The 12230-nt window shown below is 71.7% G+C and carries 11 protein-coding genes; 7 read left to right on the top strand and 4 right to left on the bottom strand.

The window, feature by feature from the left end:
- Positions 1-45 precede the first annotated feature (45 nt).
- From ACO0E0_RS12985 to ACO0E0_RS12965, 5 genes are all read left to right on the top strand, one after another.
- Positions 46-1059, top strand: coding sequence for a permease (locus tag ACO0E0_RS12985; RefSeq protein ID WP_422871858.1), 1014 nt, complete (start codon positions 46-48; stop codon positions 1057-1059).
- Positions 1052-1945, top strand: coding sequence for a TIGR03943 family putative permease subunit (locus ACO0E0_RS12980; protein WP_422871857.1), 894 nt, complete (start codon positions 1052-1054; stop codon positions 1943-1945). The genes ACO0E0_RS12985 and ACO0E0_RS12980 overlap by 8 nt, the downstream gene beginning before the upstream one ends.
- Positions 1935-3350: a hypothetical protein gene (locus tag ACO0E0_RS12975; RefSeq protein WP_422871856.1), complete on the top strand. Its 1416-nt coding sequence runs from the start codon at positions 1935-1937 to the stop codon at positions 3348-3350. Before ACO0E0_RS12980 ends, ACO0E0_RS12975 begins: the two co-directional genes overlap by 11 nt.
- 173 nt (positions 3351-3523) lie before the next feature.
- A complete protein-coding gene (locus ACO0E0_RS12970) occupies positions 3524-4708 on the top strand; it encodes a PP2C family protein-serine/threonine phosphatase (protein WP_422871855.1) in 1185 nt (394 codons plus the stop codon).
- A gap of 58 nt (positions 4709-4766) precedes the next feature.
- Positions 4767-5726 (top strand): SMP-30/gluconolactonase/LRE family protein, encoded by a 960-nt coding sequence (locus ACO0E0_RS12965; protein WP_422871854.1) that lies wholly within the window; start codon positions 4767-4769, stop codon positions 5724-5726.
- A gap of 150 nt (positions 5727-5876) precedes the next feature.
- Here the strand turns inward: ACO0E0_RS12965 and ACO0E0_RS12960 are convergent, their stop codons facing one another.
- From ACO0E0_RS12960 to ACO0E0_RS12950, 3 genes are all read right to left on the bottom strand, one after another.
- Positions 5877-6170 (bottom strand): hypothetical protein, encoded by a 294-nt coding sequence (locus ACO0E0_RS12960; RefSeq protein WP_422871853.1) that lies wholly within the window; start codon positions 6168-6170, stop codon positions 5877-5879.
- Between the two features lie 77 nt (positions 6171-6247).
- On the bottom strand, positions 6248-7792 hold the full coding sequence (locus ACO0E0_RS12955; protein WP_422871852.1) for an amino acid permease: 1545 nt from the start codon (positions 7790-7792) through the stop codon (positions 6248-6250).
- 181 nt (positions 7793-7973) lie between these two features.
- Positions 7974-8162 carry a hypothetical protein gene (locus tag ACO0E0_RS12950; RefSeq protein ID WP_422871851.1) on the bottom strand — a complete coding sequence of 63 codons (189 nt, stop codon included), beginning with the start codon at positions 8160-8162 and terminating at the stop codon, positions 7974-7976.
- Positions 8163-8269: 107 nt separating this feature from the next.
- Here ACO0E0_RS12950 and ACO0E0_RS12945 point away from each other — a divergent pair, with 107 nt between their 5' ends.
- A complete protein-coding gene (locus ACO0E0_RS12945; protein ID WP_422871850.1) occupies positions 8270-9430 on the top strand; it encodes an SLC13 family permease in 1161 nt (386 codons plus the stop codon).
- Positions 9431-9506: 76 nt separating this feature from the next.
- Here the strand turns inward: ACO0E0_RS12945 and ACO0E0_RS12940 are convergent, their stop codons facing one another.
- The gene (locus ACO0E0_RS12940) at positions 9507-10487 is read right to left on the bottom strand and encodes a magnesium transporter CorA family protein (protein ID WP_422871849.1); all 981 of its coding nucleotides are present in this window, start codon (positions 10485-10487) and stop codon (positions 9507-9509) included.
- Positions 10488-10648: 161 nt separating this feature from the next.
- On the opposite strand from ACO0E0_RS12940, the gene otsA reads away from it, so the two are divergent.
- Positions 10649-12226: an alpha,alpha-trehalose-phosphate synthase (UDP-forming) gene (gene otsA / locus ACO0E0_RS12935; protein ID WP_422871848.1), complete on the top strand. Its 1578-nt coding sequence runs from the start codon at positions 10649-10651 to the stop codon at positions 12224-12226.
- Positions 12227-12230: the final 4 nt, after the last annotated feature.

Genomic DNA, 12230 nt, shown 5'->3' with positions numbered 1-12230 from the left:
GCGTGTTCGTGCGTCCTCGACCCGGAGTCGTCGTACGCTTCCGCGGTGACGATCCCGACGAGTCGCCCGCGCACCGGCAGTCGCGCCGGGTCCCTCGGCCTCGCGGTCGGCCTCGTCGTCCTCCTGCTCGCGGTCCGCATCGTCCTGCCCGGGACCGGCAGCACGGGCCTGCCGAGCGTCCTGCAGGACTTCCTCACCCTTGCGATCAGCGTCGTGGTGGAGTCCGTCCCGTTCGTCGTCCTCGGCATCGTGCTCTCGATCGTCGTCGAGGTGTGGGTGCCGCCCGGCGTCCTCGAGCGCATCCTGCCCCGTCGTCCGATCCCACGACGCGCGGTGATCTCCCTCATCGGCATGCTCTTCCCGGTGTGCGAGTGCGGCAACGTGCCGCTCGCCCGCGGCCTCATGGTCCGGGGGTTCTCGCCGGCCGAGGCGACGACGTTCCTGGTCGCCGCCCCGATCCTCAACCCGCTCGTCATCGTCAGCACGGCGCAGGCCTTCGGGTGGACCGGGGCGATCCTGCCCGTCCGGGTGCTCGGTGGGTTCGTCGTCGCGAACCTCGTCGGGTGGATCGTGTCGGCGCACCGCGACCCGAGCGCACTGCTCGTCCCGGCGTTCCGGGCGCAGTGCGACGTCGGGGTCGACCCCGCCGAGCGTCGGGACCGCTGGCGGTCGAGCATCGTCCACTTCGGCGGCGAGACGCGGACCATGCTCCCCGCGCTCTTCGTCGGTGCGGCGCTCGCGGCGGCGATCCAGGTGGTCGTGCCGAGGAGCGCCCTCGTCGCGATCGGCAGCGACCCGGTGCTGTCCGTCGTCGCGATGATGGTCCTCGCGATGACGATCTCGCTGTGCTCGAACGTCGACGCCTTCTTCGCCCTGTCGTTCGCGTCGACGTTCCTGCCCGGGTCGATCACCGCGTTCCTGCTCATCGGTCCGATCATCGACGTCAAGATGATCGCGCTCCTCCGGACGACGTTCCGCGTGCGGTTCCTCGGGGTGCTCGCCGTCGTGTGCGTCCTGTTCGCGGCCGCCGTGGGATGGGGGATGAACGTCGTTGTCTGACCACGAGCACCACGAGCACCACGAGCACGACCACGCGCCGGCGGGCTCGGGTCCTCCGGGGACGCTCCTGTCGCTCGGTACGCTGACCGTCGTCGCCGCGTGCACGATGTGGCTCGGGGCCACCGGGCGACTCGACCTCTACATCAACCCGCGGTACGTCGTCTTCACGATCGTGCTCGCCGGGATCGCCGTGGTGCTCGCGACGGCGGGGACCGCGGCCGTCGTGCGGTCGGTCTGGAGCGCTCGCCGCGCCCATGGGGCGGACGCGACCCCGGGCCTCCCGTCCGGTACGTCGTCCGCCGGACCGCGGACCGTCGACCGGACGGGAGGCGCTGCGAGCCCGCGGCGCGCACGTCGCGTCGTCGGGACGGTCGCCGGCGCCCTCGGCACGGTCGTCGTGGTCGGGCTGGCACTGTCGATGCTCGTGCTGCCGCCCGCGACCCTGTCCGCGCGGACCGCGGTGCAGCGGTCGGTCGACGCCGGCTCGCTGTCCGACGCGACCGGGTCGTCCGGCGCGGTGTCGCTGCTCGGTGCGACCACGGACACGAGCGCGTTCGGGGTGAAGGACTGGGCGGCGGCGATCCGGACCACGACGGACGCCTCGTCGCTCGTCGGTCAGCGCGTCGACCTGACCGGGTTCGTCGTGCACCGCGCCGACGGGTTCACGCTCACCCGGTTCGTGATCAGCTGCTGCGCCGTGGACGCGCAGCCCGTCGGGGTCGGGGTGGTCGAGCCGGCCGGCGCCGACGTCCCGGCCGATGACGCCTGGGTCCGGGTGCGCGGGACGATCACGGCGAACCCCGACCCGGCCGCGTCGGACCGACTCGTGATCGGCGCGACCACGGTCCGTCGCGTGCCCGAACCGGGGGACCCGTATGAGTACTGAGGCGCCGTCCCGAGGCCGTCCCCGCAGCGCTCGGCGGTTCCGGGCCCGACTCGTCGGCACGGTCCTCGTCCTGGCGCTCGTCGCGGCCGTGTCGGCCGTCGTCGGGGCCGGTCAGGGTCCGCGGCTGTCCAGGGTGTCGTACTCGGCGACGGACCTCGTCACGAAGGCCGCCCAGCGGGTGATCCTCTCCGCGAACCAGCGCGTCGCACCCGTCCGGGCTCGGGACGTCAGCGTCACCCCCCGTGCCGCGTTCTCGGTGTCGACGAGCGGCAACGCGATCGCTCTCGAGTTCGCCGGCCCGCTCCGGTACGACGCGTCCTACCGGGTGGTCGTCCGCGGTGTCACCGCCGCCGGCCGGAGCGTCCCGGCGACGCTCCGGACGTCCGTCCGGACCGGGACGACGTCCGTGCTGTCGCTCCTGCCGGCCCGGACGAGCGGTGCGCCGGACCGCATCGTGCGGCGGCCGCTCGACGGTGCCGGGAACACGGTGCTCGACGCGGCATCGGACATCGCGGAGTTCCAGCGGCTCGGTCGGTACCTCGTCGTGCTCCGCACCGACACGGACCGGCAGTCGTCGATCGACCTCGTGCCCGCGAGCGGGACGGGTGCCGTCGAGCACATCCAGATGCCGACCCGGTCCGGACGGGCCTCGTCGCTGCACGTCGCGGACGACGGCGCCGCGTTCGGGTTCGTGTTCGACGCGACGTCCGGAGGGCGCACGGTGTCGTCCGGGCTCTACCTGGTCCCGCTGTCCGGGACGCACCTGCCGATGCCCGTCCGCCCGGACGGGACGATCGCGGACCGCACCACGGCGTCGCCGGTGGGCGTCGGGCAGTGGGCCTTCGTCCCGCGCACCGAGTCGGCCCTCGTCCGCACGGACGACGACGACCTGCTCCTGGTCGACACGACCGGCACGGCGAAGCCCGTGCGGCTCGGTGCCGCGACCTCCCTGCACGGCTTCGTCGGCACCGGCACCACCGCGATCGTCGAGACGGGGACCGGGATCGAGCGACTCGACCTCGCGACGGGTCGGACGAGCGCGCTGAACGTGCCGGCCGACGTGCCGACGGACGGGTACCTCGGTCGGATCGCGGCGCTCACCCCGTCGACGTACCTGCGCGTCGTCGGCGACCTCCGCGCGGACGGCACCGTCGCGGCGCACGTCGAGCGGGTCGCCGGCGCGACGGCGACCACCCTGCCGATCGTCGTCGCAGCGGACGCCGCCGTCACCGGGTTGTGCCCGTCGCCGAACGCGCAGCTCGTCGCGGTGCTGACGCGGAGTCCGGCCGGCGAGAGCGTCCTCGTCGCGGACGCGTCGAGCGGGGCGATCGAGGCGACCATCGAGGCATCGACCGTCGACTGGTGCGGCGCGGTGCCGAGCGGACCGGACGACACCGCGGGCTGAGACACCGATCGGGACCATGGCACGGGTCTCGTCCCCGGAGTGGGGGTCCGCGCCGCTGGACGACCGAGCGACCCGCCCCGTAGCGTTGCTGCACGGTGTGCAACGGACCCGACCACTCCGGAGCCACCGTGTCGGCGGAGACAGCGACCCGCCCCGGGGAAGGACCAGGACCCATGCAGGAGATCGAACGCGACCGCAGCGCGGCTCGTCGGGCCGCGATCGTCGGCGCGCTCGGCATCGTCGGCGGCCCACCGCAGGAACGTTTCGACCGGATCACGCGGATGGCGAGGGACCTCTTCGACGTCCCGTGGTCGTACCTCAACGTCGCCGACGCCGCCGAACTCCACATGGTGTCGCCGACCGACGGGCCCGTGCGGTCGATGCCGCTCAACGGGTCCTTCTGCCAGGCGACCGTGTCCGGCACCGATCCGGTCGTGGTGCCCGACACCCGGACGGACGAACGGTTCCGGGCGCTCCCGCTCGTCGTCGGCGACCCGAACGTCCGGTTCTACGCCGGTGCTCCGATCGGCACCCCCGGCGGCACCACCGTCGGCAGCCTGTGCATCATGGACACCGTGCCGCGGAGCTTCGACGAGCGCGAGACCGAGCTGCTCCAGGACCTGGCGCGGTGGGCCGAGCGGATCCTCGCCGAGGGCCGCCGGGCCGACGACGTGCGCGCGGTGGCCGGTGCGTTCCGACCGACGCCCCTCACCGTGCCCGGATGGTCGATCGACGGCGCCTCGACGACCCCGGACGCCGTCGCGGGCGGGTTCCACGACTGGCAGTTCAGCGAGGGCGGCCCGTCCGTCACGGTGGCCGGGGTGAGCGGGTCCTCGGCCGGCGCGACCGTCCTGGCCGCGAGCCTCCGGAGTGCGATCCGCGCCCGGACGAGCCTGCCGCTCGGCGACGCGTTCCGCGACGTCGCCGCACAGGTGGTCCCGGAGCTCGCCGCGACGGATGCGCACGCCAGGACGTTCACGGCCCGGGTCGACACGGCGACCGGACGGATCGAGTTCGTCGACGCCGGGCTCGGGCTCGTGGTGCACGTCCGGGCCGACGGGTCCCCGGAGGTCCTGACGAGCCGCAACCTGCCGATCGGGCTGCAGCCGCCCGGTGAGGCCTACGTGCTCGGCGAGGTCGTCCTCGCGCCGGGCGAGTCGCTCCTGATCGGCAGCGACGGTCTGCTCCGGCTCCACGACGACTCGATCGAGACGCTCGCACTCGCCGGACGTCGGCTGCACGCGCTCGGGGACTTCGGACTGTTCTTCCGCCAGGTGGCGGACCAGGCGGTACGGCGCGAACTCGCGCAGGACGTCACCGTCGTCGCCATCACCCGACGCGTCGGCCGGCACGCCTGAGCCGTCCGTCCACCGGTGTCGCCGTCCACGGGGTGTGCCGATCCGGCAGGATGGCGGCATGCTCCTCGATGACGCGCAGCCGCTCGGACCGCTGACCGACCACTACCCGGACAGCAGGGTCCACGTCCACGATGACCGGTTCGCGGCCATCCGCCTGTCGAACGCGGCGGTCGAACGGCTCGCGACGGGGTGCCGCTGGGCGGAGGGGCCCGTCTGGTTCGGCGACCACCGCCAGCTGGTCTGGAGCGACATCCCGAACGACCGCATGCTCCGGTGGGACGAGCAGACCGGCGGGACGACCGTGTTCCGGCAGCCCGCCGGATTCGCGAACGGCAGCGTGCGCGACCCGCAGGGCCGCCTGGTCACCTGCGAACACGGCGGTCGTCGCGTCGTCCGGACCGAGCACGACGGCCAGATCACGGTGCTCGCCGACCGCGCTCCGAACGGTGCCCGTCTGAACTCACCGAACGACGTGACGATCGCCCCGGACGGTGCGGTCTGGTTCACCGACCCGCGGTTCGGGATCAGCAGTGACCACGAGGGCCACCGCGCCGTGTCCGAGACGCATCCGGACGTGTACCGGATCGATCCGCGCTCGGGGACCGTCGCCGTGGTGTCGACCGAGTTCGCCGACCCGAACGGGCTGGCGTTCTCGCCCGACGGTCAGCACCTGTACGTGGTCGAGTCGACCGGTGACCCGAACCCGGGGATCTGGGTCCTCGACGTGGTCGCGAACGGCACGGGGCTCGGGCGTCGGCGGCTCCTCGTCGACGGCGTCGACGGCGGTCCGGACGGCATGGCGATCGACGAGCTCGGGAACCTCTGGTGCGGGTGGGCCGGACGCGAGCGGGCGGCGCACGGGGTCCGGGTGTTCACGCCGGCGGGGGAGCGCATCGGGACGATCGACCTGCCCGAGCCATGTGCGAACGTGGCGTTCGGCGGGCGGGCGGGGAACCGGCTGTTCATGACGGCGGGCATGTCCCTGTACGCGCTCTACGTCGGCGTCCGCGGGGTCTGACGACCGCGCTCCGTCCGCCCCCGCCGTCCCGTCCGACCGGCCCGTCCTGTCCCGTCCCGTCCCCGGAACCGTGTCGAGGACGCACCGAACCGGGGTCGGCGCCCCGAGTACCCCGGATTCCTGCATCCTCGACGGGCGCCGGCCCGGGGACTAGGACTGACGGGGGAGCGGCGCGCCGAGGACCCGGGTCAGGGCGTGGTGGGTGACGCCCTCGTCCGCGGTGTCGAGCAGCACGCGGTAGGTGTCCTCCGACGTCTCGAACTCCACGCACACCGCGTCGAAGTCGCACGGCTCGATGCGCCATCCGGTGACCTGCTCCATCGGCACCACGGTCCGTTCCGGGCGCTCGAAGCTCGTCTCGGCGAGCACGGAGTCCGTGAACACCCGGACGCGGCCGAAGGTGCCGCGCCAGGTGAGTTGCAGGTCGAGCGTGGGGTCTGGCACGACGCGATCATATGGGGGACCCGGAACGACGAACGCACCCCACGGTCGGTGGAGTGCGTTCGTCGGACACCGCGTGCCTACTCGCGGTCGTCGCCGTCGCCGTCGCCGCGACGGACCTGGTTCGCGGGGTCGCGGCCGGTCACCGGGAACGGCCCGGTGACGCCCTCGCGAAGGGACGCGATGCGGAGGATCCGGTCACGCTGCAGGAACCAGCCGACCACGAGCAGCGGGATGATGACCACGAGCGACGCGATGGTGAGCGTGCCGATCGGCCAGTCGATCGCCATGAGCACGAGGACCGACACGAGGAACGCGATCGTCAGCCACGACGTGACCGGGGCACCGGGGAGCTTGAAGGTCGGCTCCTTCGCGAGGCCCTTCTTCGCCCAGGCCCGGAGCCGCATCTGGCAGAGCATGATCGTGCCCCACGCGGTCACGATGCCGAGCGCGGCGACGTTCAGGACGATCTCGAACGCCTGCGCCGGCACGAACAGGTTGAGCACGACCCCGAGGAGCGTGAAGCACGCCGTGAGCAGGATGCCCATGAACGGCACACCACCCTTGGACATCCTCGTGGTCCACTTCGGTGCCGAGCCGTTCATGCCCATCGAGTGCAGCGCGCGCCCCGTGGAGTAGAGCCCGGCGTTCAGCGAGGAGAGCGCCGCCGTGAGCACGACGAAGTTCATCACCGACCCCATGACCTGGCCGACCGCGGGGTTCCCGATCGACGAGAAGAACGTCACGAACGGGCTGACACCCTCCTTGTACGACGTGTACGGGAGCAGCAGGGACAGCAGGACGACGCTGCCGACGTAGAACACCGCGATGCGGAGGACGACCGAGTTGATCGCACGGGGGATGACCTTCTCGGCGTTCTGCGTCTCGCCGGACGCCGTGCCGACGAGTTCGATCGCGGCGTAGGCGAACACGACGCCCTGCACCACGAGGACCGCGGGCAGGATGCCGGTCGGCAGGATCCCCCCGTTGTCCGCCCAGATCCGGAACCCGGTCTGCACGCTCTGTCCGCCGGACTCGACCGGGAACGCGAAGAACAGCCAGAGGAGCGCCACGACGAGGAACCCGACGAGCGCCGCGACCTTGATGATCGCGAACCAGAACTCGAGCTCGCCGAAGACCTTCACCGCGACGAGGTTCGCCGCGAGGACGACGAGGAGCGCCGCGAGCGCCAGGGCCCACTGCGGGACCGGCCGGGTGCCCGACCAGTAGTGCAGGTAGAGCGCGACGGCGGTGGTGTCCACGATCGACGTCATCGCCCAGTTGAGGAAGTACATCCAGCCGGCGGCGTACGCGAACTTCTCACCGTAGAACTCCCGGGCGTAGGAGATGAACGACCCGGACGACGGACGGTGCAGCACGAGCTCGCCGAGCGCCCGGAGGATGAAGAACGCGAACACACCGGCGATCAGGTAGATGACGGCCAGCGCGGGTCCTGCGGAGTGCAGACGACCACCGGCACCGAGGAACAGACCGGTCCCGATCGCACCGCCGATCGCGATCATCTGGAGCTGTCGGGGCTTCAGTCCGTGCTGGAACCCCTCCTGCTCGTGGGAGAAGTCGTTCGCCGGTCTCGTCTCCACACCGGTCTCGTCCTGGGCTGTCATTCGCGACACGCTACATGTGTGGACGCGCAGGCGGGGTGTCCCCCGGATGCAGGATGCGATCTGTCACGAGATGGTCACACGGGCCGGATGCGGCGATGCGGACGCGACCACGGACTGGAGGGACGGTGCAGGATCACCTGCACCGTCCCTCCAGTCCGTCCGGTCGCGTGTCGCGACGTCCCTACTGCTTGGCCTTGATGTGCCGGTCGTCCTCGACGACCGTGCCGATCGCGACGATGGTCGTCGCGAGCCACGCCACCCAGGTCAGGGCCAGCCGCCAGTCGCGCGGACCCTTCCGGGTGGTCTGCAGGACGCTGTACCCGCTGAAGATGGAGCTCAACACCGAACCGTTGAACAAGAACTTGCGCACTGTGCCTCCTGGAGTCGTTCGTCCGCAAGGCTACCCGCGGGTACATTGGAGCGCCGGTCGCAGCGCGCACCGTCGTGTCGAGTGTTGGTGTGTGCCGAGGAGGACCGTTGCGTCAAGCCGCCGTGGGAGCAGCCCTGCTCGTGATCGGGGCGATCTGCGTCGTCCTCGGGTTCCTGCCGGTGTCCACCCTGGTCGAGCTCGCCGACCGCGTCGTCCCGGTGCTCGCGTTCGTCCTCGGCCTGACGATCGTCGCCGAGCTCGCGGCCGACGCCGGGGTCTTCGACCGGCTCGCCGACCTGGCAGCGCGGGTGGGCGGCGGGCGGACGATCGGACTGTGGGGCGCGGTGGTCGTCCTCGCCGTGCTCTGCACCGTGTTCCTCTCGATCGACACGACGGCCGTGCTGCTCACCCCGATCGTCATCACGCTCGCCCGTCGGGTCGGGCTGCCGGCGATGCCGTTCGCGCTGACGACGGTGTGGCTCGCGAACACCGCGTCGCTCCTGCTGCCGGTGTCGAACCTCACGAACCTGCTCGCCGTCACCCGGATCGGACTCGACGGTCCGCTGCCGTTCGCGGCTCTGATGGCGTGGTCGGCGGTCGCGGGCGTGCTCGTGCCGTGTGCCGTGCTCGTGGTCGTGTTCCGACGCCAGCTGTTCGGGCGGTACACGCCCCCGGCCGTGCGTCAGCCGACCGACCGGGTGTTCTTCGCCGCCGCCGCCGCGGTCCTCGTCGCGCTCGTCGTCGCCCTGACCGCCGGTGTCACGGTGTGGATCGCCGCGATCGCGGCCGCCGTCGTGCTCGTCGTCGTCGCCGCGGTCCGGCAGCCGTCGTCACTCCGTGCGTCGCGCATCCCGTGGCAGCCGTTGCTCCTCGCCGCCGGGCTGTTCGTGGTCGTGGAGACCCTGCACGCGACGGGCGTCACGGACCCGCTCGTGGACGCGCTGCGCGGCGGCGGCCACGGCACGTCGCTCGGGGACCTGCTGCTGCTCGGCGGTGCCGGCGGGGTGGCTGCGAACGCGATCGACAACCTCCCGGCCTACCTGGTGCTCGAGCCGGCCGCAGCGGGGGAGCCCCTTCGGTACGCCGCCCTGCTCATCGGGGTGAACGCGGGGTGTCTCATCACGCCGTGGGCCTCGCTCGCGACGCTGCTCTGGCACGCCCGGCTCCGCGCCGAGGGCGTCGAGCTCTCCTGGGGCCGGTACATGCTCCTCGGCTGCGTCGTGGCCCCGCTCACGGTCGTGGCCGGCGTCCTCGCCCTGGCGCTGTAGCCCGACGGTCCCGCCCGGCGGTTCCGTGCCGTCTCCGACGCGAACGAGGCCCCGGGCGCCCGCGACGCCCGCGTTCCTACAACCAGTCCTTGCGCTTGAACACGCCGTACAGGGTCACGCTCGTGCCGATGATGAGCACGAGGGAGATCACCAGGCCGCTCCACGAACTCTCCCCGGGGAACGTGACGTTCTGACCGAAGAACCCGGTGATCGCGGTCGGGATCGCGATGATCGCCGCCCAGCTCGTCACCTTCTTCATCACGAGGTTCTGCCGGTTCGACGCGAGGTTCAGGTTGGTGTCGAGGACGCTCGCGACCGTGTCCCGCAGTGAGTCGGTCTCGTCGGCGACGCTCGCCACGTGGTCGGCGACGTCGCGGAAGTACGGGCGGATGCCGTCGGTGAGCCGGTCGGCGTCCCCGTGCAGGATCGACTGGATCACGTCGTGCATCGGGACGACCAGCCTCCGGATCGTCCCGAGCGACTTCCGGAGCCCGAACGACCGCCGCTGGATCCCGGCCGTCCGGGCATCGGTGTCGAACAGGTCGCTCTCCAGCCGGTCGACCATCTCGTCCATCTGCTCGACGGCGGTCGTCGCGTGGTCGACCACCCCGTCGAGGAGCCCCCAGACGAGGAACGGCACACCGTGCGTCGCGAGGTCGGCGTTCGCGTCCCATCGGCGGACGATCTCGTCCATGTCGAAGTCGGCACCGTGCATCGTGACGAGGGCGCGGGGCGTGATGAACGCCTTCACCTCGCGCGAGACCAGCGTGGCGTCGTCCGGGTCGACCGATCGCGGACGGGTGATGTCGTGCACGACGAGGAACAGGCCGCCGCGGTAGCGGTCGAGCTTGGTGCGCTGCCCGGGTTCCAATGCGTCCTCGCTCGCGAGCTCGTGGACGCCGAGCTCCTCCTCGACCTGGGCGAGGTCGTCGGCCGACGGGTCGGTGAAGTCGATCCAGACCATGCCGTCGTCGTGCTCGAGGTGGTCCGACGTGTCGGCGACGGGGAAGCCCTCCGCCTCGACGGAACCGTCCCGCCAGGCCCTGGTGCGTGTCATGCGGACGACGCTACGCGACGACCGTCCGACTGCACCGCACGCACCGCCGCCCCGCCGGACGGTCACCCCCGCTGGTAGCCTGGACCGGCCCTCCGGCGCGCACTCGACCCCGACCGGGACCACCGCTGCCTGGGGAGCGTCGAACGGAGAACCGCCAGAACATGCCCCCAGTCGAGCAGGACGCCGCCGAGCAGGACGCCGCCGAGCAGGACCCGACCACCTACGGCTTCGTGGTGGTCTCGAACCGGCTCCCCGTCGACCGGGTGGTCGACGACGACGGCACCGAGGGCTGGCGGCACTCGCCCGGCGGACTCGTCACGGCGCTCGAGCCGGTGATGCGTGCCAACGACGGTGCCTGGGTCGGCTGGGCCGGCCACGCGGAGATCAGCGTCGACCCGTTCGACAACGACGGCATCCACATCGTCCCCGTCCCGCTGTCCGAGGACGAGATCCGGGACTACTACGAGGGCTTCAGCAACGACACGCTCTGGCCGCTGTACCACGACGTCATCGAGCAGCCGACCTACCATCGCGACTGGTGGAACGCGTACAAGCGCGTCAACGAGCGGTTCGCCGAGGCCGCCGCCGCCGTCACCGAGCAGGACGGCGTCGTCTGGGTGCAGGACTACCAGCTGCAGCTCGTCCCGCGGATGATCCGCGAGCTCCGTCCGGACGTCACGATCGGCTTCTTCAACCACATCCCGTTCCCGCCGGTCGGCATCTACGCGCAGCTCCCGTGGCGCGCCCAGATCATCGACGGGCTGCTCGGCGCGGACGTCATCGGCTTCCAGCGCCAGGACGACGCCTCGAACTTCCTCCGGGCCGTCCGGCACATCAAGGGCTACACGACCAAGGGCACCCTCGTGGACGTGCCGGTGGACGACCCCGACGCGCCGAGGAGCCGTCGCGGCATCACCGTCCGGCACGTCGAGGCGCGGCACTTCCCGATCTCGATCGACGCCGACAGCTACGAGGAGATCGCGCGCCGCCCCGAGGTCCAGGCGCGTGCCGCGGAGATCCGCGCGGGGCTCGGCAACCCGACGACCGTGCTGCTCGGCGTCGACCGCCTCGACTACACCAAGGGCATCCGGCACCGCATCAAGGCGTTCGGCGAGCTCATCGAGGACGGCCGCGTCGCGGTCGAGGACGCCACCCTCGTCCAGGTCGCGAGCCCGAGCCGCGAGCGTGTCGACACGTACATCACGCTCCGCGACGACATCGAGCTGATGGTCGGGCGGATCAACGGCGACCTCGGCACCATCAGCCACCAGCCGATCGCGTACCTGCACCACGGCTACCCGCGCGAGGAGATGGTGGCGCTCTACCTCGCCGCCGACATCATGCTCGTGACGGCGCTCCGCGACGGCATGAACCTCGTCGCGAAGGAGTACGTCGCGAGCCGCTTCGACAACGACGGCGTCCTCGTGCTCTCCGAGTTCGCCGGTGCCGCGGACGAGCTCCGCCAGGCACTCCTCATCAACCCGCACGACATCGAGGCGCTGAAGGACACCGTCACCCGGGCGATGGAGATGCCGCGCCGGGAGCGCTCGACCCGGATGCGTGCGCTCCGCAAGCGCGTCAAGGACAACGACGTCGCCCGGTGGTCGCGGCTGTTCATCGAGGCGCTCGACCGCCACACGCGGGGCCCCGGCATCGACCCGGACTCGGTGGACGCCGGCGACGAGCGTGCGGTCGAGCATGCGGACACGGTCGCGGTCGAGGGCCGCGACAACGCCTGACCCG

Source organism: Curtobacterium phyllosphaerae, from assembly GCF_049341865.1.
Lineage (GTDB): Bacteria > Actinomycetota > Actinomycetes > Actinomycetales > Microbacteriaceae > Curtobacterium > Curtobacterium phyllosphaerae.
Note: the sequence above shows the minus strand (reverse complement) of the source record. Positions and strands in the feature narration are given on the sequence as shown.

What these genes read in the sequence shown, in the direction of transcription:
- ACO0E0_RS12975 (WP_422871856.1), top strand. Translation starts at nt 1,935, where the DNA reads ATGAGTACTGAGGCGCCGTCCCGAGGCCGTCCCCGCAGCGCTCGGCGG.
- ACO0E0_RS12970 (WP_422871855.1), top strand. Translation starts at nt 3,524, where the DNA reads ATGCAGGAGATCGAACGCGACCGCAGCGCGGCTCGTCGGGCCGCGATC.
- ACO0E0_RS12965 (WP_422871854.1), top strand. Translation starts at nt 4,767, where the DNA reads ATGCTCCTCGATGACGCGCAGCCGCTCGGACCGCTGACCGACCACTAC.
- ACO0E0_RS12955 (WP_422871852.1), bottom strand. Translation starts at nt 7,792, where the DNA reads ATGACAGCCCAGGACGAGACCGGTGTGGAGACGAGACCGGCGAACGAC.
- ACO0E0_RS12940 (WP_422871849.1), bottom strand. Translation starts at nt 10,487, where the DNA reads ATGACACGCACCAGGGCCTGGCGGGACGGTTCCGTCGAGGCGGAGGGC.
- otsA (WP_422871848.1), top strand. Translation starts at nt 10,649, where the DNA reads ATGCCCCCAGTCGAGCAGGACGCCGCCGAGCAGGACGCCGCCGAGCAG.